Annotated in this window: 23 protein-coding genes and 1 other RNA gene; 7 read left to right on the forward strand and 17 right to left on the reverse strand. The window is 66.8% G+C overall.

From position 1 onward, the window contains the following. Positions 1 to 102: 102 nt before the first annotated feature. On the reverse strand, positions 103 to 1,092 hold the full coding sequence (locus PRtIB026_RS03965; protein ID WP_198743396.1) for a GGDEF domain-containing protein: 990 nt from the start codon (positions 1,090 to 1,092) through the stop codon (positions 103 to 105). Between the two features lie 140 nt (positions 1,093 to 1,232). Continuing rightward, a complete protein-coding gene (gene desA, locus PRtIB026_RS03970) occupies positions 1,233 to 2,417 on the reverse strand; it encodes a delta-9 fatty acid desaturase DesA (protein ID WP_203648880.1) in 1,185 nt (394 codons plus the stop codon). A 151-nt stretch (positions 2,418 to 2,568) separates the two neighbouring features. On the opposite strand from desA, the gene dibA reads away from it, so the two are divergent. Then, positions 2,569 to 4,464, forward strand: coding sequence for a phosphodiesterase DibA (gene dibA, locus PRtIB026_RS03975; protein WP_203648878.1), 1,896 nt, complete (start codon positions 2,569 to 2,571; stop codon positions 4,462 to 4,464). A gap of 172 nt (positions 4,465 to 4,636) precedes the next feature. On the opposite strand, the gene PRtIB026_RS03980 is transcribed toward dibA, so the two are convergent. From PRtIB026_RS03980 to PRtIB026_RS04010, 7 genes are all read right to left on the reverse strand, one after another. After that, complete coding sequence (locus tag PRtIB026_RS03980) at positions 4,637 to 5,281, reverse strand: methionine ABC transporter permease (RefSeq protein ID WP_203648876.1); 645 nt, start codon at positions 5,279 to 5,281, stop codon at positions 4,637 to 4,639. Then, positions 5,271 to 6,380: a methionine ABC transporter ATP-binding protein gene (locus tag PRtIB026_RS03985; RefSeq protein WP_203648874.1), complete on the reverse strand. Its 1,110-nt coding sequence runs from the start codon at positions 6,378 to 6,380 to the stop codon at positions 5,271 to 5,273. The genes PRtIB026_RS03980 and PRtIB026_RS03985 overlap by 11 nt, the downstream gene beginning before the upstream one ends. A 1-nt stretch (position 6,381) precedes the next feature. Further along, positions 6,382 to 7,182: a MetQ/NlpA family ABC transporter substrate-binding protein gene (locus tag PRtIB026_RS03990; protein ID WP_203648872.1), complete on the reverse strand. Its 801-nt coding sequence runs from the start codon at positions 7,180 to 7,182 to the stop codon at positions 6,382 to 6,384. Beyond that, positions 7,175 to 8,566: an LLM class flavin-dependent oxidoreductase gene (locus tag PRtIB026_RS03995; protein WP_203648870.1), complete on the reverse strand. Its 1,392-nt coding sequence runs from the start codon at positions 8,564 to 8,566 to the stop codon at positions 7,175 to 7,177. Before PRtIB026_RS03995 ends, PRtIB026_RS03990 begins: the two co-directional genes overlap by 8 nt. Then, positions 8,566 to 9,747: an SfnB family sulfur acquisition oxidoreductase gene (locus PRtIB026_RS04000; RefSeq protein ID WP_203648868.1), complete on the reverse strand. Its 1,182-nt coding sequence runs from the start codon at positions 9,745 to 9,747 to the stop codon at positions 8,566 to 8,568. Before PRtIB026_RS04000 ends, PRtIB026_RS03995 begins: the two co-directional genes overlap by 1 nt. A 151-nt stretch (positions 9,748 to 9,898) precedes the next feature. Further along, positions 9,899 to 11,143, reverse strand: a complete 1,245-nt coding sequence (locus PRtIB026_RS04005; protein ID WP_203648860.1) for an SfnB family sulfur acquisition oxidoreductase — start codon at positions 11,141 to 11,143, stop codon at positions 9,899 to 9,901. Positions 11,144 to 11,584: 441 nt separating this feature from the next. Then, the gene (locus PRtIB026_RS04010; protein ID WP_203648852.1) at positions 11,585 to 12,562 is read right to left on the reverse strand and encodes an NADPH:quinone oxidoreductase family protein; all 978 of its coding nucleotides are present in this window, start codon (positions 12,560 to 12,562) and stop codon (positions 11,585 to 11,587) included. Between the two features lie 157 nt (positions 12,563 to 12,719). Between PRtIB026_RS04010 and PRtIB026_RS04015 the strand changes: the two genes are divergently transcribed. Beyond that, positions 12,720 to 13,121: a flagellar basal body-associated protein FliL gene (locus PRtIB026_RS04015; RefSeq protein ID WP_110734175.1), complete on the forward strand. Its 402-nt coding sequence runs from the start codon at positions 12,720 to 12,722 to the stop codon at positions 13,119 to 13,121. Here the strand turns inward: PRtIB026_RS04015 and PRtIB026_RS04020 are convergent, their stop codons facing one another. The 4 genes from PRtIB026_RS04020 to PRtIB026_RS04035 all read right to left on the reverse strand — a co-directional run bounded on the left by PRtIB026_RS04020 (position 13,122) and on the right by PRtIB026_RS04035 (position 18,454). Further along, positions 13,122 to 14,231 carry an ABC transporter permease gene (locus tag PRtIB026_RS04020; RefSeq protein WP_267813603.1) on the reverse strand — a complete coding sequence of 370 codons (1,110 nt, stop codon included), beginning with the start codon at positions 14,229 to 14,231 and terminating at the stop codon, positions 13,122 to 13,124. Then, positions 14,232 to 16,955, reverse strand: a complete 2,724-nt coding sequence (gene rbbA, locus PRtIB026_RS04025) for a ribosome-associated ATPase/putative transporter RbbA (protein WP_267813604.1) — start codon at positions 16,953 to 16,955, stop codon at positions 14,232 to 14,234. It lies immediately after the preceding gene. Beyond that, positions 16,952 to 17,911 carry an HlyD family secretion protein gene (locus PRtIB026_RS04030; protein WP_050703321.1) on the reverse strand — a complete coding sequence of 320 codons (960 nt, stop codon included), beginning with the start codon at positions 17,909 to 17,911 and terminating at the stop codon, positions 16,952 to 16,954. The genes rbbA and PRtIB026_RS04030 overlap by 4 nt, the downstream gene beginning before the upstream one ends. Before the next feature lie 93 nt (positions 17,912 to 18,004). After that, positions 18,005 to 18,454: an EVE domain-containing protein gene (locus PRtIB026_RS04035; protein ID WP_203648849.1), complete on the reverse strand. Its 450-nt coding sequence runs from the start codon at positions 18,452 to 18,454 to the stop codon at positions 18,005 to 18,007. A gap of 176 nt (positions 18,455 to 18,630) precedes the next feature. On the opposite strand from PRtIB026_RS04035, the gene PRtIB026_RS04040 reads away from it, so the two are divergent. Further along, positions 18,631 to 18,786 carry a hypothetical protein gene (locus PRtIB026_RS04040; protein WP_203648837.1) on the forward strand — a complete coding sequence of 52 codons (156 nt, stop codon included), beginning with the start codon at positions 18,631 to 18,633 and terminating at the stop codon, positions 18,784 to 18,786. A gap of 7 nt (positions 18,787 to 18,793) precedes the next feature. Here the strand turns inward: PRtIB026_RS04040 and PRtIB026_RS04045 are convergent, their stop codons facing one another. From PRtIB026_RS04045 to PRtIB026_RS04060, 4 genes are all read right to left on the reverse strand, one after another. Beyond that, on the reverse strand, positions 18,794 to 19,402 hold the full coding sequence (locus tag PRtIB026_RS04045) for a 5-formyltetrahydrofolate cyclo-ligase (RefSeq protein ID WP_232854822.1): 609 nt from the start codon (positions 19,400 to 19,402) through the stop codon (positions 18,794 to 18,796). A gap of 61 nt (positions 19,403 to 19,463) precedes the next feature. Further along, positions 19,464 to 19,643: non-coding RNA, 6S RNA (gene ssrS / locus PRtIB026_RS04050), on the reverse strand. A 17-nt stretch (positions 19,644 to 19,660) separates the two neighbouring features. Further along, complete coding sequence (locus PRtIB026_RS04055) at positions 19,661 to 19,978, reverse strand: cell division protein ZapA (protein WP_203648834.1); 318 nt, start codon at positions 19,976 to 19,978, stop codon at positions 19,661 to 19,663. Beyond that, positions 19,975 to 20,184, reverse strand: coding sequence for a TIGR02449 family protein (locus tag PRtIB026_RS04060; RefSeq protein WP_023631616.1), 210 nt, complete (start codon positions 20,182 to 20,184; stop codon positions 19,975 to 19,977). The genes PRtIB026_RS04055 and PRtIB026_RS04060 overlap by 4 nt, the downstream gene beginning before the upstream one ends. 146 nt (positions 20,185 to 20,330) lie before the next feature. On the opposite strand from PRtIB026_RS04060, the gene PRtIB026_RS04065 reads away from it, so the two are divergent. Genes PRtIB026_RS04065 through PRtIB026_RS04080 form a run of 4 tightly spaced genes read left to right on the forward strand, consistent with a single transcriptional unit; the run spans position 20,331 to position 23,916 of the window. Continuing rightward, complete coding sequence (locus PRtIB026_RS04065) at positions 20,331 to 20,885, forward strand: YecA family protein (RefSeq protein WP_232854823.1); 555 nt, start codon at positions 20,331 to 20,333, stop codon at positions 20,883 to 20,885. 21 nt (positions 20,886 to 20,906) lie between these two features. Beyond that, entirely contained in the window at positions 20,907 to 22,241 is a 1,335-nt protein-coding gene (gene pepP, locus PRtIB026_RS04070) for a Xaa-Pro aminopeptidase (protein WP_203648831.1), read from the forward strand. Then, positions 22,238 to 23,437, forward strand: a complete 1,200-nt coding sequence (gene ubiH / locus PRtIB026_RS04075; protein WP_186712116.1) for a 2-octaprenyl-6-methoxyphenyl hydroxylase — start codon at positions 22,238 to 22,240, stop codon at positions 23,435 to 23,437. The genes pepP and ubiH overlap by 4 nt, the downstream gene beginning before the upstream one ends. Continuing rightward, positions 23,434 to 23,916 (forward strand): DUF4442 domain-containing protein, encoded by a 483-nt coding sequence (locus PRtIB026_RS04080; RefSeq protein WP_203648827.1) that lies wholly within the window; start codon positions 23,434 to 23,436, stop codon positions 23,914 to 23,916. Before ubiH ends, PRtIB026_RS04080 begins: the two co-directional genes overlap by 4 nt. Positions 23,917 to 23,923 lie beyond the last annotated feature (7 nt).

Genomic DNA, 23,923 nt, shown 5'->3' on the forward strand with positions numbered 1-23,923 from the left:
TCTAGAAACGTGGCCGCACAGGCAAAAGAGAAAGTTCGTACCTGGGTCCTGCGCGGTAGAAGAGAGCCTCTGTCAGGCTATTCACCGTTCGGCAGGTAAGGATCATCCGCGGACAATCTGGTTTTTGCCCTGACGCTTGGCTCTGTACATCGCCGCATCGGCCCGGGCGAACAGGCTGTCGAGGGTGTCGTCTTCGTCGGTCAGCCCGGTCAGCCCCTGGCTAACCGTCACACCGTAGGTCTGCTGCCCATGGCTGAAACTCAACCGCTGGATCTCCCGCTGCAGACGCTCGGCAATCTGTTCGGCCACCTGTGCGGTGCAGCCGGGAAACACGGCGGCAAACTCCTCACCACCGATTCGCCCGAACTGATCGCCACGGCGCAGGACGGCCTTGCCGCTGTCGGCAATGCGCTGTAGTACCTGGTCGCCTTCCTGGTGGCCGTAGGTGTCGTTGATGTGCTTGAAATCGTCGATGTCCAGCAGCAGGAAGGCCATTGGCGTGCCGTCCTCGCGGGCGCTGTCGAAGGCCTGCTGGGCGCACTCGAAGAAGTGTCGGCGGTTGCTGCTCTGGGTGAGCACATCGGTGGTGGCCAGGCGTTGCAACTCGCCTTCGAGCTGTTTCTTTTCGGTGATGTCCTCGGCGATGCCGACGATGATCACCCGCTGGTCGCCCTCGCGCTGCTGGTTGATGTAGCACTTGTCGCTGAGCCAGCGCACCTCGCCGGCGGCATTGAGGATGCGGTACTCGCGGTCCTCGACGGTGCCCTTGACCAGCACCTGGGCCAGGCTGCGCTCGGCGTACTCCAGGTCGTCCGGGTAGATGGCGTCGCGCCATTCGTTGTAGTCGGCCAGTACCAGGCTGGCCGGGCGGCCGAAAATGCGCTCGTAGGCGGGGCTGACGTAGAGCACCTGGCGGGTTTCCCAGTCGAAGGCCCAGAGCACGGCGTTGACGCTGTCGAGCAGCGAGCTGTACAGCTGCTCGCGTTCGCTCAGGCGGGCCACTTCACCTTGGGCATGGAGCAAGGCCAGCAGGGTCTGGGCGGCTTCTGGGCGGGGAGTGCCGGCAGGTGTAGGTGGGAGGTCTTTGGCCATGAGCACGGAACGTTTCTCGACGATGGGCGTGCGGCCACGGTCCGGCCCGCCACGCGGGCGATATGCCGGGTTTGAGTCGGTTTTCGGGGGGGAAGTTCCGGCCGGCACGCCCCGTTGCGGGGCATGCCGATCAACGGTGCTCAGGCGCCGTTGGGGCGCAGCGAGTAAGTCTTGAGCTGGGCGGCGAAGTCACGCAGCGAGTGGATGCCACTGGCCTCGGCCTCGTGCACCCAATCCTTCATCGCGGCGAGCATGTCGTGGCCGTTGGCGCTGGTGCGCGCCCAGATCTGCTGCAGTGCCAGGCGCTTTTCGTAGATGGTCTTGAGTGCCTGGCTGTGGGCCAGCATCGACTCGATGCGCACGTGGTGGCGGTCCTGCAGCAGGCTGGTCTCCCGCGAGAGCAGGCGCTTGGCGCGGCGGAAACGGTGGCGCACCGAGGCGTCGACCTTGTCCAGCTCCTGCTTGACCAGCGGGCCGATCACCAGCTTGCGGTACTGGGCCATGATCTGGAAGCGGTTGTTGAGGATCGCCATGGCGGTGTCCATGTCCAGCGACGCCTTGCCCTCCACGCGATGGGCGATGGGCGCGACGCGCTGCACCTTGGCCAGGCGCAGCAGGCTCAGCAGGCGGATCCACATCCAGCCCATGTCGAACTCCCAGCGGCGCACCGAGAGCTTTGCCGAGTTGGGGTAGGTGTGGTGGTTGTTGTGCAGCTCCTCGCCGCCAATGATGATGCCCCACGGCACCAGGTTGGTGGCAGCGTCGCGGCATTCGAAGTTGCGGTAGCCCACGGCATGGCCCAGGCCGTTGACCACGCCGGCGGCCCAGAACGGGATCCACATCATCTGGATCGCCCAGATGGTGATGCCGATGGTGCCGAACAGTAGCAGGTCGATCACCGCCATCAGGGCGATGCCGCCGAGCTTGAAGCGGCTGTAGAGGTTGCGCTCGATCCAGTCGTCCGGGCAGTTCTTGCCGTAGATACGCAGTGTTTCCTCGTTGCGCGCCTCTTCACGGTACAGCTCGGCGCCCTTGCGCAGCACGGTGCCCAAGCCCTTGTGCACCGGGCTGTGCGGATCGTCCGGGGTTTCGCACTTGGCGTGGTGCTTGCGGTGGATGGCGGTCCACTCGCGGGTGTTCTGCGCGGTGGTGAGCCACAGCCAGAAACGGAAGAAATGCTTGAGCCCCGCGTTCAGCTCCAGGGCGCGGTGGGCCGAGTAGCGGTGCAGGTAGATGGTGACGCTGACGATGGTCAGGTGGGTCATCAGCAGGGTGACGGCGACCAGTTGCCAGGCCGACAAGTCGAGTAGACCGTAGTACCACATAACGGGAAAGACCCTCGAAAACTCAGGGGGAACAGCGCTCGCATTATCCCCGGGTGGGTAAATAAAACCAGTCGCTCTTTTAGATAGGAGGTCACAGGGTGTTTCAGCCCTTATAATGCCCCTTCCTTTTTCATGGGCTCATCCACCCGACATGTCTGTTTCCGTTCGCGACGCCTTGCGCATGGCCGGGCTCTACGTGGTGTTCTCGATCCTCTGGCTGGCAGCGTCCGAGGGGGTTCTGCACAGCATGACCGAGGACCCGCTGGCACTGACCGTGGGGCGTCAGATCAACGTCGTGGTGTGGGTGCTGCTCAGCGCCCTGCTGATCTTCGTCTCGCGCGCCCGGTTGCTGAACTTCATCGGCATCGGCGCGCGCCTGCGCAGTGAGGACCGTGAGCGCCTGCGCATGGCCGCGGCGGTGTTCGACAGCACCCTGGAAGGCGTGCTGGTGACCGACCGCAATGGCCTGATCGTGCATGTCAATCGCGCATTCATGCGCATCACCGGCTATCAGCAGGAAGAGGTCATCGGCCAACGCCCGAGCAAGTTCAAGTCCGGCCGCCATGGCGCGCCGTTCTACCAGCAGATCTATGCCGCCCTGGCCGAGAAGGGCGAGTGGAGCGGAGAAATCTGGAACCGCCGCAAGAGTGGCGAGATCTACCCGCAGTGGCAGACGATCTGCGCCATTCGCGATGACAGCGGCGCGCTCAGCCATTACGTCGCGGTCTTCAGCGACATCAGCGCGATCAAGCACACCGAGGAAGAGCTGGCCTATCTCGTCCATCACGACCCGCTGACTGGCCTGCCCAACCGCCTGCTGTTCAACGACCGCGCCATGCAGGCGATGGCCGCGGCCCAGGCCAACAAGCGCGGCTGCGCCCTGCTGCTTCTGGACCTCGACCATTTCCAGAGCATCAATGACGGCCTCGGCCACACCATCGGCGACCAACTGCTCAAGCTGGTCGGCGAGCGTCTGCGCGAGGTGCTGGGCAGTGGCGTGACCCTGGCCCGGCTGGGCGGCGACGAGTTCGGCGTGCTGGCCGAGAACTGCCAGCAGGTCGGCCAGGCCGGCAAGCTGGCGCAATCGATCATCGAACGTTTGAAGGAACCGTTCTGCTTCGAAGGCAACCGCCTGTTCATCAGTGCCAGCATCGGCATCAGCCTGTTCCCCAGCGATGCGCTGAGCGCCGAGCAGTTGCTGCGCAACGCCGACTCGGCGCTGTTCAAGGCCAAGAGCAACGGCCGCGCCTGTTACGCGCTGTACACCGAGGAGCTCACCGCCCATGCCCAGCAGCGGGTCGAGACCGCCGGCGAGTTGCGCCGTGCGCTTGAGCAGCAGGAGCTGCGGGTGTTCTTCCAGCCGGTACACGACCTGTTCACCGCCCGGATGATCGGCGTCGAGGCGCTGGTGCGTTGGCAGCATCCCCAGCGCGGCCTGGTTCCGCCCGGGGAATTCATCCCCATCGCCGAGCGCACCGGGCTGATCGCCGAGATCGACGCCTGGGTCCTGCACCAGGCCTGTCGGCAGATGGTGCAATGGCAGACCGAGGGGCGACAGCTGGCGTTCGTCGCGGTGAACATCTCCAGCCGCCTGTTCAGCCAGCGCGACCTGTACCGGCAGGTGGCCGATGCGCTGCACGACACCGGCCTGGATCCTGCGCTGCTCGAACTCGAAGTGACCGAGAGCGCGGTGATGGAAGACCCTGAAGTCGCTCTGGAGCAGTTGCACCGCCTGCGCGAACTGGGCGTGACATTGGCCATCGATGACTTCGGCACGGGCTATTCGTCATTGCTGCGGCTTAAGCGGATGCCCGTGCAGAAGCTCAAGATCGACCAGGGCTTCGTCGCGGGCCTGCCCCATGACGAGGACGATATCGCCATCGTGCGGGTGATCATCGCCCTGGCCCGGAGCATGGGCATGCAGGTGCACGCCGAAGGGGTCGAGCAGGCGGAGCAGGCGCGGTTCCTGCTGGAACAGCAATGCCAGCTGGGGCAGGGCTACTGGTTCGGGCGGCCGGTGCCGGCGGCGGAGCTGCACTGGGGCTAAGCCTTGTGCATACCGTTGTAGGAGCGGCCTTGCCGAGGCGTCGGACCGGCCGGAAAGGGCTGCGAGGCGGCCCCAGGATTTCAGCGTTGATACAAAAATTGCCGGGGCCGCTTTGCGGCCCTTTCCGGCCGGTCCGACGCCTCGGCAAGGCCGCTCCTACACCCGTAATACATCAACGCTTGTTCAATCCCTTGGCCAAACGGTCCCCGCCCAGCTGGATCACTGCCACCAATGCCACCAGCATCACGATCACGGTCAGCATGATCTGGCTGTCGAAGCGCTGGTATCCATACCGGTAGGCTATATCCCCCAGGCCTCCGGCGCCGATCGCGCCGGCCATGGCCGACGAGTTGACCAGTGTCACCAGGGTGATGGTGAAGCCGCCGACGATACCCGGCAGGGCCTCGGGCAACAACACGTGCCAGACGATGTGCCAGCGCCGGCAGCCCATGGCCTGGGCGGCTTCGATCAAACCATGGTCGACCTCGCGCAGGCTGACCTCGGCGATCCGCGCGAAGAACGGCGTGGCGGCGATGGTCAGCGGCACCACGGCCGCCCACACGCCATAGGTGGTGCCGACCACCAGGCGGGTGAAGGGGATCAGCGCGACCATCAGGATCAGGAACGGGATCGAGCGGAACAGGTTGACGATGGCGCCCAGCACCCGGTTCAGCGCCGGGGCCTCGAAGATCCCGCCCTTGTCGCTGGTGACCAGCAGCACCGCCATCGGCACCCCGACGAGCAGTGCGACCAGCGAGGACACGCCGACCATCAGCAGGGTGTCGAGCAGGCCTTGCAGCAGGCGATCAATCCACATGGCCGAGTACCTCCACATCCGCGGCCCAGCGACGGGCGCGTTCGAGCAATTGGTGAGTGTCCAGCGGCGAGCCGCGCACGGACAGGATCAACTGCCCCAGGGCATGCTCGCCGATGGTCTCGACGCCGCCCTGGAGCAGCCGCACGCGCCCGCCCAGGTCGTTGAACAGGGCGCTCAGCTCCGGCTCGCCGACCAGGTCGAGCTTGAGCACCACGGCCGCGTCGCGGCTGACCGGCTGGGCGCGCAGGCTGGCCTGCAAGGCTGCCGGCAGCTTGGTCTGCAGCGGTGCGAGCAGGGTGCGGGTGACGTCGTGGCGCGGCGTACCGAATACCTGCCAGACCTCGCCCTGCTCGACAATCTCGCCACGTTCGAGCACCACCACGCGCTGGCAGATGTCGCGGATCACCGCCATCTCGTGGGTGATCAGCACCACGGTCAGGCCCAGGCGCCGGTTGATGTCGCGCAGCAGTTCGAGGATCGAGGCGGTGGTTTCCGGGTCCAGCGCCGAGGTGGCCTCGTCGCACAGCAGGATCTCGGGGTCATGTACCAGGGCCCGGGCGATGCCGACGCGCTGCTTCTGCCCACCTGACAGCTGCGCCGGGTAGACGTGATGTTTTTCCGCCAGGCCGACCAGCTCCAGCAGCTCGCGCACCTTGCGCTGGCGCTTGGCCTTGGCCACCCCGGCCACCTTCAGCGGCAGCTCGACGTTCTGCCACACGGTCTTGGCCGACATCAGGTTGAAGTGCTGGAAAATCATGCCGATGCGCCGGCGCAAGGCCACCAGGCGGTCCTCGTCGAACGGCGCGATATCCACCTGGTCGATCAGCACCCGGCCCTGGCTGGGTTGCTCCAGGCGGTTGATGGTGCGCAGCAGCGAGGACTTGCCGGCGCCGCTGCGGCCGATGATGCCGAAGATCTCGCCCCGGCGGATGTTCAGGTCGATGCCTTGCAGTGCCGGCTGGCCCTGGCCCGGATAAGTCTTTCCCAGGCCGAGGAAACGTATGTGCGCCTGGTTCACCTCCGGGCGCAGGGCCGTTTCCTCGGCCTTGAGCGGTTCGGCGGGCGGGATGGGCGCCCTGAGGGCGCTGGCCTGGGCCATGTCAGCCTTCCCACCCGGCCTGGTAGAGCTTGCCATGGGCCTTGTCCAGGGCGGCGCGCACGACCGGCGAGTGTTGGTAGATATCGACGAACTTGGCCAGGCGCGGGTCGTTCTTCTCCTGCGGGCGGATGACGAACTGGATCACGTATTCCTTGTTCTCCAGGCCGTCGAACAGCAGCGCCGAGGTGGCGTCGAAGGTGTTGGCCAGGCGGATGTAGGCCGGGTAGCCCTGGACCAGGTCGGCGTCATCGTAGGCGCGTACCAGCTGCACGGCTTCGACCTGGAGAATCCGGATCTGCTTCGGGTTGGCGACGATGTCGTCCTCGGTGGCTTTGTAGCCCACGCCCGGCTTGAGGGTGATCAGCCCGGCCTTGGCCAGCAACTGCAGGCCACGGCCACTGTTGATCGGGTCGTTGGCGATGGCCACGCTGGCGCCCTCGGGCAGTTCCTGGAGACTCTTGTATTTTTTCGAGTACAGGCCGACGTTGTTGATGATCCCCGGCGCGTACGGGACCAGGTCGAAGCCGGCGGCGGCCTTGGCGTTTTCCAGGAATGGGATGTGCTGGAAGTAGTTCACGTCGATATCGCCGCTGTTGAGGCTGACGTTGGGCGCGATCCAGTCGCTGAACTCGATCAGTTTCACTTCCAGGCCTTGTTTATGGGCCTCCTCCACCGCCGCCTCCAGGGGGATGGCAAAGGCGGCGGTGGTGCCGATCTTCAGCGGCTCGGCGGCAAAGGCGGCGGCGGACAGGCCGAGGCCCAGGGCAATGGCCGCGACGGGCCGGAACAGTTTCTCAAGCATGGTGCAGGGCTCCAGTCGGGGCAGGGTCGGGGGTGTTGCGGTAGCGGGCGCCGGGGTGTCCGCCGGGCAGGCGCGGCTCGCCGCTGGCGAACAGCTTCTCGCGCAGGGTGCCCTCGGCGTAGGCGGTCTTGTAGCGCCCGCGGCGTTGCAGGGCGGGGACCACCAGCTCGATGAAGTCCTCGTAGCTTTCCGGGGTGACGGTGCGGGTCAGGTTGAAACCGTCCAGGCCGGTTTCGTCGATCCAGGCGATCAGTTGCTCGGCCACCTGCTCGGCGTCGCCTACCAGGGTCACGTAGCGACCGCCCAGGGCGTGCTGTTCGAGCAGGCGGCGGCGGGTCCATGCGCTTTCCTGCAACTGGCGGGTGGCGGACTGGATGGCGTTGCCCTTGGCGAAACCGATGGGCTCGTCCAGTTCGTAGCGCGAGAAGTCGATACCGGTGGAGCTGGCGAAGTGCGCGACCCCGGCCTCGGCGCTGGCGTAATGCAGGTACTCGGCGTGCTTGGCCTGTGCCTGGGCCTCGGTCGAGGCGACGATCACGGTGATGCCCATGAACACCTTGACCGCCTGTGGGTCGCGCCCGGCCGCCTTGGCCGCGGCGCGCACCTTGTCGACCTGGGCGCGGGTGGCGACCTTGTTCTGGCCGCTGATGAACACGCACTCGGCATGGTTGCCGGCGAAGGCCAGCCCGCGTGGCGAACTGCCGGCCTGGAACAGCACGGGCGTGCGCTGCGGCGAAGGCTCGCACAGGTGGTAGCCCTCGACCTTGTAGAACTCGCCGTGGTGCTCGACCTTGCGCACCCTGTCGGGGCGGGCATAGACCCGCTGCTCGCGGTCGGCGACCACGGCATCGTCGGCCCAGCTGCCTTCGAGCAGCTTGTACAGCACCTGCAGGTACTCGTCGGCCTGGTCGTAGCGGCGGTCGTGCTCGGGTTGCTGCTCCAGGCCCATGGCCCGGGCGGCGCTGTCGAGGTAGCCGGTGACGATGTTCCAGCCGACCCGGCCATTGCTCAGGTGGTCGAGGGTGGAAAGGCGGCGGGCGAACAGGTAGGGCGCCTCGTAGGTCAGGTTGGCGGTAAGGCCGAAGCCCAGGTGCTTCGTCACCGCCGCCATGGCCGAAACCAGCAGCAGCGGATCGTTGACTGGCAGCTGGATCGACTCCTTTAGCGTCACGTCCAGCGACTGGCCATAGACGTCGTAGGTGCCGACGATATCGGCGATGAACAGCCCGTCAAACAGCCCCCGCTCCAGCAGGCGAGCCAGGTCGGTCCAGTAGTCGAGGGTCTTGTAGCGCGTGGAGGTGTCCCGTGGGTGGGTCCACAAACCGTGGTTGATGTGCCCGATGCAGTTCATGTTGAAGGCATTGAGCAGGATCTCCTTGGCCATCAGATGGTCCCCCGGCGCGGCGGCTTCTCGTCGTTGAGGTAGTAGTTGCCAATGGCGTGGTACTTCCAGCGCACCGGGTCGTGCAGGGTGTGCACCCGGGCGTTGCGCCAGTGGCGGTCGAGGTTGTGCTCGGCCAGGGTGGCCTGGCTGCCGGCCAGCTCGAACAGCGTGGTACCGGCGGCCAGGGAAATCTCGGTGCTGATCGCCCGGGCCTCGGCCACGGCGATGGAAGCGGCGGCCAGGGTCTGGGCGTTGCTGTCGGCCTGGGCAATGTCGAGGATTTCCCCGGCGCGCTCGAGCAGCGCCTCGGTGGCGTGCAGGCGGATCGCCAGGTGGCCGAAGCTCTTCAGGGTCAGCGGGTCGTCGCTGGCCTTGTCGAGGCCGGAGTCGATCCAGGGGCGGCTGCGGGTGCGCACGAAGTGCAGGGCGTCCTCGTAGGCGGCGCGGGCGATACCGGTGTCGATGGCGGCATGGAGGATCTGCGCCAGCGGGCCGACCGTGGTCGGGCGTTCGAAGGCGCTCTGGAACGGCACCACGTCCTCGGCGCGGACCGCCACGTGGTTGAACACCACCGAGCCGCTGCCGGTGGTGCGCTGGCCGAAGCCGCTCCAGTCGTCGATCACCTCGATGCCTTGGCTGTCGGCGGGCACGAAGGCCAGGTGCGACACATCCTGCTCGTCGATCACCAGGGTCGGGATGCGCTGGGCGTAGATCGCGCCGGTGCAATAGAACTTGCGGCCGTCGATGCGATAGTGGTCGCCGTCGCGGCTCAGGCGGGTGGTGCGCTCGTGGGCGTTCTTGGTGCCTAGCTCGGCCAGGGCGTTGCCGAAGCGGCGGCCAGCGAGGACTTCGGCGTAGAGGCGTTTCTGCTGTTCGGGGCTGCCGTTCACCCGCAGCACTTCCAGGGCGTAGAAGTGGTTCTGCGGGATCTGCCCGAGCGAGGCGTCGGCCTGGGCGATGCGGGCGATGACCTTGGCCAGGGTGACGTTGGACACCCCGGCGCCGCCAAAGGCCTTGGGCACGCTGATGCCCCACAGGCCAGATTGCACGAAGCGTTCGAGTTCGGCATGGGGCAGGCGGCGCTCGCGGTCGCGCAGGGCGCTGTCCTGGCGCAGGTGTTGGGCGAGTTCGTCGGCGACGGCCAGGGCCTGGGCGTCGGTGGTGATGATGGATGCAGTCATTTTGCTCTCCGGAGCCTGGGGACGTCGTGCGCCTCTTCACGGGTAAACCCGCTCCCACAGGTACAGCGCTGTTATCGGAATCAGTGCGATCCCTGTGGGAGCGGGTTTACCCGCGAAGGGCTGCGCAGCAGCCCCAAGGCTCGAAATCAGATCAGATCCAGGAATGGCGGGCAGGCAGGGTGCCGTTGAGGTGGTAGGCGCCGACGGCGTGGTACTTCCAGCGCACCGGGTCGTGCAGGGTGTGGACCCGGGCGTTGCGCCAGTGCCGGTCGAGGTTGAACTCGGCCAGGCTGGCGCGGCTGCCGGCCAGCTCGAACAGCTTCTCGCTGGCCTGCAGCGAGATCTCGGTGGTGAGCACCTTGGCTTCGGCCACGGCAATCGAGGCACGGGCCGCGGCGGCGGCATCGATCACGCCGGCGTTCACCTCGTCGAGCACCTTGGCAGCCTTGCGCAGCAGGGCCTCGGCGGCATGCAGTTCGAGCTTCAGGCGACCGATGTCGGCGATCACATAGGGGTCGTCGCTGTTGCGTTCGACCTTGGCCTCGATCCACGGCCGGGACTTCTCCCGAACGAACTGGATTGTGTCCTCGATCGCCGCTTCGGCGATGCCGGCGTCGATCGCCGCCTGGATCAACTGCGAGGCGGCGCCCTGGATGCTGGGTTCCTCACGCAGGCGCCAGTTGTCCACCACCAGGTCGGCGTCCACCGGCACCTGGTCGAGCAGCACGGTGCCGCTGGCGGTGGTGCGCTGGCCGAAGCCGGACCAGTCGTCGACGATGCGCAGCCCAGGGCTGCCGCGACGGACGAACGCCAGGCGCTGGCGACCATCGTCGTCCAGCGCCTTGACCGCCACCCAGTGGGCGTACAAGGCACCGGTGGAATAGAACTTCTCGCCGCTGATGCGATAGCCATCGCCATCACGGGTAAGGCGCGCCTTGAGCGTCAGGGTGTCCTTGGTCCCGCGCTCGGGGCCGGCATTGCCGATGCGCCAGCCGTCGAGCACCGAGCGGAAGATCAGTTCCTGCTGGGCCTGGGTGGCGGTCAGGCGGACCAGTTGCAGGATGCCGAACTGGTTCTGCGGAATCTGCCCCAGCGCCGGGTCGGCGGCACTGATCAGGCGGAACACTTCGGCGATGGTGGCGAAGGACACCTCGGGGCCGCCGAAGGCCTTGGGCACGCTGATGCTGCCCAGGCCGCTGCGGGTGAACTGTTCGATCTCGGCCCAGGGCAGCTTGCGCTGCTGGTCACGTTTGGCGGCCTGCTGGCGGGCCACCTCGGCCAGTTCGCGGGCGGCCTGCAGAGCCTCTTCGTCGTTGCGCAACACCGTGGCCGGCAGCAGCAGCGGCGAGCTGTCGAGATCGCTGTGGAATCGGGTAGTAGTTGGTTGGCTGGACATCAGTACCGCTCCTTGGCTGCACTCAATGCCCTGGCGTTATGCACTGGGGTGATTGTGATCCTGACCATTCCTAACCTCACAAAGTTGAAAGCGTCGCCTCAGCTGATGGCGACAGACGTTTGCTGGTCCGGTGGTCCGGTCGATATACCCTATTCGTTTAGAAAAAGTTTATGAACTACCGTTTAGGAATATGGATAGAAGTGTACCTGTCGTGGGAGCGGGCTAGCCCCGCGATTCAGGCGATGCTCCCACAGGTATCACGCCAACCTGTAGGAGCGGCCTTGCGCCGCGAAAGGGCCGCAACGCGGCCCCGGCGATCTTTGCAACACCGCTAAAATCCCGGGGCTGCTGCGCAGCCCTTTCGCGGCGCAAGGCCGCTCCTACAGAGATCACGCCAGTTGAGAGGTCTCGGCAAGACAGTTGCTCCCACGTCGTATGGCGTTACCGGATCGTCACCACCAGCTTGCCCACCGCCTGGCGCTGCGCCAGGCGTTCGATCGCCTCGCCACCCTCGGCCAGTGCAAAGGTCTGCGACACCAGGGGCTTCAACTTGCCTTCGGCGTGCCAGGCGAACAGCTGGCGGAAGTTGGCCGCGTTGTCCTCCGGCTGGCGCTGGGCGAAGGCGCCCCAGAACACCCCGAGCACCGCCGCGCCCTTGAGCAGGGTCAGGTTCACCGGTAGTTGCGGGATCGTGCCGCTGGCAAAGCCCACCACCAGCAACCGCCCGTTCCACGCCAGCCCGCGCACGGCCTGGTCGAACAGCGCGCCGCCGACCGGGTCGTAGATCACGTCCACGCCCTGGCCGCCGGTCAGGCGCTTGATCTCGTCCTTGAGGCTGGCCTGGCTGTAGTCGATCAGTTCGTCGGCCCCGGCCGCCTGGGCGATCGCCAGTTTCTCGGCGCTGCTGGCCGCGGCGATCACCCGCGCGCCCAGGGCCTTGCCGATCTCAACCGCCGCCAGCCCGACGCCGCCCGAGGCGCCGAGCACCAGCAGGGTTTCACCGGCCTTGAGCTGGCCGCGCTGGGTCAGGGCGTGCATCGAGGTGCCGTAGGTCATGCCGAACGCGGCGGCGGTGGTGAAGTCCATGCCCGCCGGGATCGGCAGCACGTTGTAGAACGGCACCGCCACCTGCTCGGCGAAGGCGCCCCAGCCGGTCAGGGCCATGACCCGGTCGCCGACCTTGAGCGCGCCGGCCTTCTCGCCGACCGCGGCCACCACGCCGGCCGCCTCACCACCCGGGGCGAACGGCAGCGGCGGCTGGAACTGGTACTTGCCTTCGATGATCAGGGTGTCGGGGAAGTTGACCCCGGCGGCGTGCACGTCGAGGAGGATCTCGTTCTTCTTGGGCGCGGGGCTGGCGACCTCTTCCAGGACCAGGTCCCGCGCCGGGCCCAGGGCTTTGCACAACAAGGCTTTCATCAGGGCTATTCCTTTGCGTGTGGTGGCCGATAAGTGTAGGAGGGCCACCCCCAGGGTCAACGAGCATGGCCGGCCCTGATGAGCCGGCATAAGCCCGGGCTTGGGTTTGGCCGGCGCGCTGGGTAAGCTGGCGCCAACTGTATTGAGGAGCGAATTCGTGAAAGCGTGGATCTTGATGGTGCTGGCCCTGATGCTGCCAGTGGCGGCGATGGCCGAGGAAAAGGAAGGCGAGCCCAAGGTCGCCTACATCAGCCTCAGCCCGCCCTTCGTCGGCAACTACGCCCTCGACGGCAGCCCCAAGCTGCGTGTGTTCAAGGCCGACGTCGCCCTGCGCGTGACTGGCGATGCCGCCGCCACCGCGGTCAAGCACCACGAGCCGCTGATCCGCAACCAGCTGGTGGCGCTGTTCACCCAGCAGGGCGTGGACAACATGAGCAACGTCGAGGCCAAGGAAAAACTGCGCCAGGAAGCCCTGAAGCAGGTGCAGCAGGTGATGGAGTCCGAAGAGGGCAAGCCGATCGTCGAGGACCTGCTGTTCAACAACCTGATCGTGCAGTGATCAGGCGGCGAGGCTGCGGCGAAAGCGCGCCAGGGCCACGCCGAAGAACACCAGGCCGATCGCGGCCAGGGCCGCCACATCCGGCCACACCACGTTCAGTCCGGCGTCGCGGAACAGGATCGCCGCGCCGAGGCTGACGAAGTGGGTCGAGGGCGAGCCCTGCATGACCCACTGCAGCCACTGCGGCATGCTGTCCAGCGGCGTGCTGCCCCCCGAGAGCAGCAGCATCGGGATGATCACCGGGATCGCCAGCAGGCCGAACTGCGGCGTCGAGCGCGCCAGGGTGGCGAGGAAGATACCCAGCGCCGTGCTGGCGAACAGGTACAGCGCGGTCACCCCCAGGAACAGCCCCATGGAGCCCGCCAGCGGCACGCCCAGGGCGCCCTTGACCACCACTTCAAGCGATATCCAGGTACAGGCCACCACCACCAGGGCGTTGCTGGCGATCTTCGCCAGCATGATTTCCAGCGCCGTCAGCGGCAGCACCAGCAGGTGATCGAGGGTGCCGTGCTCACGCTCGCGCAGCAGCGCGGTGCCGGTGAGGACGATGGCCAGGATGGTGATGTTGTTGACGATCTGGATCACCGCCAGGAACCAGCCTCCTTCCAGGTTGGGGTTGAACAGGGCTTTCGGGTTGAGCAGGGCCGGGCTGCTGGTGCCGCGGCCGGCGTACTCCAGCAGTTCGCGCTCGAAGATCCGGCCGATGTAGCCGGCCCCCATGAAGGCCTGGCTCATGGCCGTGGCATCGACGTTGACCTGCAGCTCCGGCGAGCGCCCGGCCAGCAGGTCGGCCTGGAAGTTCACCGGCACGTTGACCACGAAGGTGTACTGGCCGCTGTCCATGGCCTGGTCCAGGCGATCCGCCGGCAGTGCCACGGCGGGCTGGAACTCGGGCGGCTGCAGCGATTCGGCGAGCTTGCGCGAGATGGCGCCGTGGTCTTCGTCGACCACCGCGACACTGGCGTTGTGCACGCCGATCACGGAGCCTGCGGCGGGCATGTAGATTGCCACGCTGAAGGCGTACAGCAGGAACAGCAGCAACACGCTGTCGTGACGCAGGCTGGTGAGTTCCTTCAGGCCCAGGCGCAGGGTGTGGGAGAGGCGGCTCATTCAGGCCTCCTGCTTTTTCAGCATGGCCAGGCTCAGCCCGGTGAAGGCGGCGAAGAAGCCCAGCAGCGCCAGGCACTGCGGCCACAGCTCGCGCAGGCCCAGGGCCTTGGTGAAGGTACCGACGGCAATGTCGAGGAAGTAGCCGGCCGGGAACAGCTGGCCCATCAGCGCCGCCGCGCCGTCCAGCGACGAGCGCGGCACGATCAGGCCGGAGAACTGGATGGTCGGCAGGCTGGTGATGATCATGGTGCCGAGGATCGCTGCTATCTGCGTGCGGGTGAAGGCCGAGATCAGCAGGCCCAGGCTGGTGGTCGCCAGCAGGTAGGCCAGGCCACCGCAGGCCAGGGCCAGCGGGCTGCCCTTGAGCGGCACGCCGAACAGCCAGCGGTTCATCGCCACCAGCAGCGCCAGGTTGACCAGGCTCACCGCGAGGTAGGGCGCCTGTTTGCCGAGCAGGAACTCCAGGCGGGTCAGGGGCGTGGCGTAGAAGTTGGTGATCGAGCCCAGTTCCTTTTCCCGGACGATGCCCAGCGCGGTGAGCATGGCCGGGATGAAGGCCAGGATCAGTGCCATGACCCCGGGGCCGATGGCGTTCACGCTGACCACGTCCTGGTTGTAGCGAAAGCGCGTTTCCAGGCGTACCGGCTGCTGGCGCGCCACCGGGTGCGGGCCGAGGGCGGCCAGCTGCTCAAGGTTGGCCTGGTGCACGGCCTCCACATAGTTGCGGCTGGTCTCGGCGCGAAACGGCATGCCGCCATCCAGCCAGGCGGCCACCACCGGCTGGCGCCCGGCATGCAGGTCGCGGCCGAAACCCGGCGGGATTTCCAGGGCCAGCTTGATCTCCGAGCGTTGCAGGCGTTGGTGCAGCTGGCGGGCATCGCGAATCGGCGCCTGCTCGGCGAAGTAGCGCGAGCCCCGGAAGGCCTCGAGGTAGGTGCGGCTCTGCGGACTTTGGTCCTGGTCGTATACGGCGAAGGCGAGGTTCTCTACATCCAGCGAGATGCCGTAGCCGAAGATCACCATCATGAACAGCGCGCCAAGCAGGGCGAAGGCCAGGCGCACCTTGTCGCGCAGCAGCTCCTTGCCTTCGCGGCTGGCCACCGCCAGCAGGCGGCGCAGGCTGAAGGCCTGGCGCAAGGCGGGCGCTGGGGCGGCGGCCTGTTCCAACCCTGCATCGGCCTGCGCCTGGACGGGCGCGTCCTGGGCTTGTTCGAGGCAGCGCACGAAGGCGTCTTCCAGGGTCTCGCCGCCGAACTGGCGCTGCAGCGCCAGCGGGGTGTCGCAGGCCAGCACCCGACCGGCGTGCATCAGCGAGATGCGGTCGCAGCGCAGGGCCTCGTTCATGAAATGGGTGGACAGGAAGATGGTTACGCCCTGCTCGCGGGACAACTCCACCAGCAGGCGCCAGAAGTCGTCGCGGGCCGCCGGGTCGACCCCCGAGGTCGGCTCGTCGAGGATCAGCACTTCCGGGCGGTGCAATACCGCCACGGCCAGCGACAGGCGTTGGCGCAGGCCCAGGGGCAGGGCGCCGGACGGCTGGTCGGCAATGGCGCCTAAGTCGAAGCGTTCGATGAGCTCGGCGATGCGCGGCGCGCTGTCGGCCTTGGCCAGGTCGAACAGGCGGGCGTGCAGTTCGAGGTTCTGTCGGGCGCTCAGTTCGCCATACAGCGAATAGCTCTGGGACATGAAGCCGACCCGCTTGCGCGTGGCCAGGTCGCCGGCATCCACCGGGCGGCCGAGCAGGCTGGCGCTGCCCTCGCTGGCCGGCATCAGGCCGGTGAGCACCTTCATGGTGGTGGTCTTGCCGCAGCCGTTGGAGCCGAGGAAGCCGAAGATCTCGCCGCGGCCGATGGCGAAGCTGACCTTGTTCACCGCGGTGAAGTCACCGAAGCGCAGGGTCAGGTCGTGGGCCTCGATGGCGATCGGCCCGTCGTCGGCCTGGCGTTGCGGAATGCGCAGGGGCTCGGGCTGTGCGCGGCCGGCGCCCTGGAAGTGGGTGAAGGCGTCGTCCAGCTTGCTGCTGGGCGTAACCGCCGCCAGTTCGCGGCTGAGGCCGGCGGCCAGCAGGCGGCCAGCGTCGAGCATCAGGCAATGCTCGAACTGCTCGGCCTCTTCCATGTAGGCGGTGGCCACCAGCAGGGTCAGCTGCGGGCGCTGGGCGCGCACCTGCTCGACCAGCTCCCAGAAGCGCCGTCGCGATAGCGGGTCGACGCCGGTGGTCGGCTCGTCGAGGATCAGCAGGTCCGGCTCGTGGATCAGCGCGCAGCACAGCCCCAGCTTCTGCTTCATGCCGCCCGAGAGCTTGCCGGCCGGGCGCTCGGCGAAGCGCTCCAGGTCGGTGGCGCGCAGCAGGCTGGTCATGCGTTGCTCGCATTCGGCGCGGCCCAGGCCGAACAGGGTGGCGAAGAAACGGATGTTCTCGCGGATCGACAGCTCCGGGTACAGGTTGTTGCCCAGGCCCTGGGGCATGAAGGCAACCTTGGGATACAGCGCGGTGCGGTGGCGGCGCTGGCGGATCGAGCCACCGAGCACCTGCAACTCGCCTTGTTGCAGGCGCTTGACCCCGGCGATCAGTCCAAGCAGGGTCGACTTGCCGGCGCCGTCCGGGCCGATCAGGCCGCAGCGGGTCCCGGCCGGCAGGCTGAACGCGAGGGTGTGCAAGGACTGCAGGTCGCCATAGCGATGGCTGACACCCTCGGCCCGCAGGGCGATCGCCGCGTTCATTGCAGGTTGGCCGGCCAGCCCACATCGGCGGTGCGCACGTACCCGGCGCCGGGCATGCCTGGCTTGGCCTGGGGCACGGCACTTGGTTCGGTCAGGCGCAGCTTGACCCGGAACACCAATTTTTGCCGCTCATCGCGGGTCTCGACCTGTTTCGGAGTGAACTGCGCCTTGGCCGCGACGAACGCCACCTTGGCCGGCAGGGCCTTGTCCGGCAGGGCGTCGAGCACGATCCGCGCCTGGTCGCCGACGGTCAGCCGGCCGGTGGTGGCGGCGGGCAGGTAGAGGTTCATGTACTGGTCGCTGGGGTCGATCAGCATCAGCACCCGGCCACCGGCGCCGAGCACTTCGCCGGGTTCGGCCAGGCGCAGCTGGATGATGCCGTCGATGGGCGCGCGCAGGCTGCTGTCGTCGATCTCGCTGGTGAGCTGGGCGACCTGGGCCTCGGCGGCGCCGATGGCGGCCTTGATCGCCGCCAACTGGGCCCGGGCCGCGACCACGGCCGCGGTGGCGGTGTCGTAGCGGGCCTGCTGCTGGTCGAGCAACTGCTGGCTGGCGAACTTGCGCTGGTAGATCTCGCGCACCCGCTTGAGTTCCTGGCTGGCCAGCAACAGTTCGCTCTGGCGCAGCTGCACGCTGGCCTGGGCGGCGGCATAATTCTCGCGGGCGCGCAGCACTTCGGCCTCGGCCTGGCTACGCTGGGCCTCCATCGTGCGGGTGTCGATGCGTGCCAGCAACTGGCCGCGGGTGACCTTGTCGCCTTCATCGACCAGCACCTCGGCCAGGCGCCCGGGGATCTTGCTGGCGATCTGCACCTCGGTGGATTCGAGGCGCCCGTTACCCATGCTCAGGCCTTCGGGCAGGCGATCGTGAAGGGACTTCCAGTAGCCCAGCCCGCCTGCCGCCAGCAACAGCAATACCAAGGCGGAGGCGAAGATTCTGGGGGCTTTTCGATTCATCGGTCTGCATCCTGCGGCTAGCACGCCTTATCCTGGCGCGACGCGCTTCCTTGCGCGTTGATATTGGTCAAACCCCTGACAATAGCCGCACAATCAGCTCAGCGCGAGAATCGCGGCCCATTGCCCGGCGGTCACCGGCATCACCGACAGGCGGCTGCCCTTGTGTACCAGGGGCAGATCCTCGAGCGCCGCCTGCTGCTTGAGCAGGCCCAGGCCTAGTACCTGGCGGAAGGTCTGCACATGCTCGACGTCCACCGCGCTCCACGGGTTCTTCTCGGCGCTGGCCTTGGCGTCGTGGTAGTGGCTGTGCGGATCCAGGGCGGTCGGATCCGGGTAGGCGGCGGCGCTGATCCGGGCGATGCCGGCGATCCCCGGTTGCGGGCAGCTGGAGTGGTAGAAGAAGAATTCGTCGCCTACGCTCATGGCCCGCAGGAAATTGCGTGCCTGGTAGTTGCGCACCCCGTCCCAGCGGGCGTTGCCCAAGCGTGCCAAGGCTTCGATGGAGAGCTCGTCGGGCTCGGATTTCATCAGCCAGTAGGCCATGGATGCTGCTCCTGAAAGAGTTTGAAATAACTCGTTGCATGAAACCGACAGTCGGTTGGCGTCAACGTTTGCCTGGCGACTCATGTTGTCGGAAAATGCGCCGATTTTAAGCTATACGCTCCGGCCGCCATCAAGAAAGCCGCCGAGCCTGGACAGTTGTTCTTGGGGGACGATCAATGAAACAACGTAAACCGGACCTGCTCTGGATCCTGGCCTTCGTCTTCGGGCTGGGCGTGGTCACCACCGGTTACGCGCAAGGCTTCTGGGAGCGCAAGCTGGATGCCGCCTACCAGCAGGCGCCTGTTGATCCGGCGCAGCAACAGCACCGCTGATCGCACCTCACTTCGGTGCCAGGTACCAACCTCGGTCCGAGACCGTGCCTTGCAACGGTACATCCCAGCTCGCCTGGTTGAGCCGCTCCACTTTCTGGCATTCGTGCGCCAGCCCCAGCAGCAAGGGCTTTTTCCATGTCTGGCGCCGGCCCTGGTAGGCCAGGCTGCGGTCATAGAAGCCACCGCCCATGCCCAGGCGCCCCCCCACCTCGTCGAAACCGACCAGCGGCAGCAGGATCAGGTCCAGCGCCCAGATCGGCCGTTGCCGCTTGCGTTCGATCACCGGCTCCAGGATGCGAAAACGGTTGGGCCGCAGTGCCTCGCCGGCCTCGAAGCGCTGGAACACCATGCGCGTGCGCGGCCAGGCGTGCAGCACCGGCAAGTAGACGCGCTTGCCGCGCTTGTGCGCCTCGCGCAGCAGCAGGCGTGGGTCGATCTCGCCGTCATTGGGCAGGTACAGGGCGATATGCCGGGCGCGGCGGAACAGCGGATCCTGCGCCAGTTGGCGATACAGACCTTCGGCGGCCTGGCGTTGCTGGGCGGGTGTGAGTGCGCGGCGGGCATTGCGCAGGAAGCGGCGAAGCTGGGGGCGGGTGAGCGGCGCGGTGTCGGTCATGGCACGGGCGATCCCAGAAGAAACGAAAAGCCCGCCGTTGGAGGCGGGCAGTTCTGAATGCAGGCTCCCCGACAAGACCGCTATCGGTGTAGCCCTTGAACCCGAAAGTTCAAGGTGGAGATTGCAGGGGGCGTTAAGGCTTTCCGTCGGGCGGACATGCACACCGGCCCCAGCGTGCAACCCCCGTGGTTGTGCGTATCGGCTCAGGGACATAACCGACTGGCGCATCCCCCAGGGAGTGGCGCCAGTATACCAATCTCAGTCGCTTTTGCTAACCGGATCGTCGGACAGGGCCTGATCGACCCGTTCCAGCAGGTCGCGCACCTGCTCGCGGGTGGTGCCGCCGCTGGTCGCTTCGGGGCGTTCCTGGCGGTGCAGCAGCTCGTGGGTGATGTTCAGCGCGGCCATCACGGCGATGCGGTCAGCGCCGATCACCTTGCCGCTGCTGCGGATCTCGCGCATCTTGCCGTCCAGGTAACGAGCGGCGCCGACCAGGTTGTTGCGCTCCTCGGGCGGGCAGATGATCGAGTATTCCTTGTCGAGGATCTGGACGGTGACGCTATTGCTTGAACTCATGAGTCTTGCTCCAGGGCCTTGAGGCGCAGGATCATCGATTCGATCTTGCGTTTGGCGATCTCGTTCTTTTCGATCAGGTGGGCGCGTTCCTCGCGCCAGGATCGTTCCTGAGCTACTAAGAGTGCGTTTTGCCGCTTTAGTTGCTCGACCCGTTCGATCAGCAACTCGAACCGGCTCATCAGTGCTTGCAGGTCGTTCTCTTGCATGGGTTGCACTCGATTCCTTCACTCGCCTGGCGATCATGCCTGCCCCAAGGGCGCGACGGCCAGTGCCGATGGTCTTGGCGCGCCTGCCGGTGCTAGGATACAAGGTCTCCATTCTAGTCATTGCGCCGTCTGGCGCCTAGCTGCCCATGCCCAATACCCAATCGCCCTACATCGCCTTCGCCATGTTGCTTTCGAGCAATGGCCACCCCGTCACCCCTGCCGAGCTGCATGGCCTGCTGATCGGTCGCAGTTGCGCCGGCGCCGGCTTCGATGCCGATGCCTGGCTGGCCGATGCCGCCCAGTTGCTCGAGACCGAGCCCGGTGACTCGGTGCGCAACGCCCTGGTCGGCCTGCAAGAGATGGTCAAGGCCGAGCTGACCGGCGAGGACGTCGCCATCGTCCTGCTGCTGCCTTCCGATGATGCCGCACTCAGCGACCGCGCCACCGCGCTGGGGCAGTGGTGCCAGGGCTTCATCACCGGCTTCGGCCTGAACGCCGGCGGCAAGGACCTGTCCACCGATGCCAAGGAAGTGCTCCAGGACCTGGTGGCCATTTCCCAGGTCCAGGAAGCGCTGGAAGAGTCCGAGGACGGCGAGAGCGACTACATGGAGGTCATGGAGTACCTGCGCGTCGCCCCGCTGCTGCTGTACACGGAGCTGGCCGCACCCGCCGCGCCCGCGCCAAAGCCATCGCTGCACTGATCTGAACGGGGTCGTTTGCCCATGAGCCACATACCCAAGGCGGAGTACGCCCGTCGGCGCAAGGCGCTGATGGCGCAGATGGTCCCCAACAGCATCGCCATCCTGCCGGCCGCGGCGGTCGCTATCCGCAACCGCGACGTCGAGCATGTCTATCGCCAGGACAGCGATTTCCAGTACCTGAGCGGCTTCCCCGAACCCGAGGCGGTGATTGCCCTGATTCCGGGGCGCGAGCATGGCGAGTACGTATTGTTCTGCCGCGAGCGCAACCCCGAGCGCGAGCAGTGGGACGGCCTGCGTGCTGGCCAGGAAGGCGCAGTGCGTGATTTCGGCGCCGACGATGCCTTCCCCATCAGTGATATCGACGAGATCCTGCCGGGCCTGATCGAAGGCCGCGAGCGGGTCTACAGCAACATGGGCAGCAACGCCGAGTTCGACCGCCGGCTGATGGAGTGGATCAACGTGATCCGCTCCAAGGCCCGCCTCGGCGCCCAGCCGCCGAACGAGTTCGTTGCCCTGGATCATCTGCTGCACGACATGCGCCTGTATAAATCGGCGGCGGAAGTGAAGGTCATGCGCGAGGCCGCGGCGATCTCCGCCCGAGCCCACGTGCGTGCCATGCAGGCCTGCCGCGCCGGGCTGCACGAGTACAGCCTGGAAGCCGAGCTGGACTACGAGTTCCGCAAGGGCGGAGCGAAGATGCCGGCCTACGGCTCGATCGTCGCCGCCGGGCGCAATGGCTGCATCCTGCACTACCAGCAGAACGACGCGCCGCTCAAGGACGGCGACCTGGTCCTGATCGACGCCGGTTGCGAGATCGACTGCTACGCCAGCGACATCACCCGCACCTTCCCGGTCAGCGGGCGGTTCTCGCCGGAACAGAAAGCCATCTACGAGCTGGTGCTGGCGGCCCAGGCCGCGGCGTTCGCCGAGATTGCCCCGGGCAAGCACTGGAACCACGCCCACGAGGCGACCGTGCGGGTGATCACCGAAGGGTTGGTGACGCTGGGGCTGCTCAAGGGTGAGGTGCAGGCCTTGATCAACAGCGAGGCCTACCGTGCCTTCTACATGCACCGCGCCGGACACTGGCTGGGCATGGATGTGCACGACGTGGGCGAATACAAGGTCGGTGGCCAGTGGCGCGTGCTCGAACCGGGCATGGCGCTGACCGTCGAACCCGGCATCTACATCGCCGCCGACAACCAGGCGGTGGCGAAGAAGTGGCGTGGCATCGGGGTAAGGATCGAGGACGACGTGGTGGTGACCAGGCAAGGCTGTGAAATCCTGACTTCAGGCGTGCCGCGCACGGTCGCCGAGATCGAGGCGCTGATGCACGACGCCCGCAAGGACGCCGCATGAACCGGGTCAACCTGGCGATCATCGGTGGCGGCCTGGTGGGCGCGAGCCTGGCCCTGACGCTGCAGGCCGCGGCCAAGGCCCGTGGCTGGAAGATCCTGCTGATCGAGCCGTTCGCCCCCGGCGACAGCTTCCAGCCCAGCTATGACGCACGCTCCTCGGCGCTATCCTACGGCACCCGGCAGATCTATGAGCGCCTGGGGCTGTGGCAGACCATCAGCCGCCGCGCCGAGCCGATCCGGCAGATCCAGGTGTCCGACCGCGGCCGCTTTGGCGGCACCCGCCTGGACGCCCTGGAGGAGGGCGTGCCGGCACTCGGCTACGTGGTCGAGAACGCCTGGCTTGGCCAGTGCCTGTGGCAGGCGATCGACAACGAAGTGATCAGCTGGCGCTGCCCGGCGCAGGTGCAGGCGATGCAGGCCATCGCCGGTGGCTACCGCCTGCAGTTGGATGACGACACCTCGCTGGAGTGCGACCTGGCGGTGCTGGCCGACGGCGGCCGTTCGGGCCTGCGCGAGCAGCTGGGCATCCATGTGCGCAACACGCCCTATGACCAGAGCGCGCTGATCGCCAATATCACCCCGGGTGAAGCCCACGCCGGTCAGGCCTTCGAGCGTTTCACCGAGCAAGGCCCGATGGCCTTGCTGCCGCTGGCGGACAACCGCTGCGCGCTGGTCTGGACCCGCCAGGGGATGGACGCCAGGCGCCTGGCCGAGCTCGACGAGCGCAGCTTCCTGCGCGAGCTGCAGGAGGCCTTTGGCTATCGCCTCGGCGCCCTGCGCCAGGTCGGTGCCCGCCATCTCTACCCACTGTCGCTGGTCGAGGCCGAGGAGCAGGTACGCCCGCACCTGGTGGTGCTGGGCAATGCCGCCCACAGCCTGCACCCGATCGCCGGCCAGGGCTTCAACCTGTCGCTGCGCGACGTGCAATCGCTGGCGGACGCCCTGCTGGCCGGCCCGGCACTGCCGGGCGACCTGGCCACGCTGCAGGCCTATCACCAGCGCCAGCGCCTCGACCAGGCCCTGACCATCGGCTTCTCCGACCAGGTCACCCGCCTGTTCGGCAGCAGCCAGCCACTGCTGGCTGCCGGGCGCAACCTCGGCCTGCTTGGCCTGGACCTGCTGCCACCGGCAAAAAGCTGGTTCGCCCGCCAGGCCATGGGCCTGGGTACCCGCCCCGACCCGCGAGGCCGCCCATGAGCGATGTTCGCCGGCTCGCACGGCGGGCACGGATGCTGCGCTGGTTGTTGAACTTCTACCCGCCCTACCTGGGCGCCGGCATCCATATCCAGGAAATCAGCCCGGACATGCGCAGCGTCAAGGTGCGCATGAAGCTGACACGGTGGAATCGCAACTACGTCGGCACCCAGTTCGGCGGCAGCCTGTACGCGATGGTCGATCCGTTCTACATGCTGCTGCTGATCGAGCAGTTGGGGCGTGAATACATCGTCTGGGACAAGGCCGCCAGCATCGATTTCATCTCGCCGGGCAAGGGCCCGGTGTATGCCCAATTCCACGTCGACGACGCGCTGCTGGACGAGATCCGCCAGCAGACCGCCAGCGGCAAGAAATACCTGCCGCGGTTGCAGGTGGAGATTCGCGACGGCGCCGGTGAGCTGGTGGCGCGGGTCGACAAAACCCTATACGTGCGGCTCAAGCCGCAAGCGAGGCAGGCGTAAGGCATGG

Origin of the sequence: Pseudomonas sp. RtIB026, assembly GCF_016861355.2 — a bacterium.
GTDB classification, from domain to species: domain Bacteria; phylum Pseudomonadota; class Gammaproteobacteria; order Pseudomonadales; family Pseudomonadaceae; genus Aquipseudomonas; species Aquipseudomonas peradeniyensis.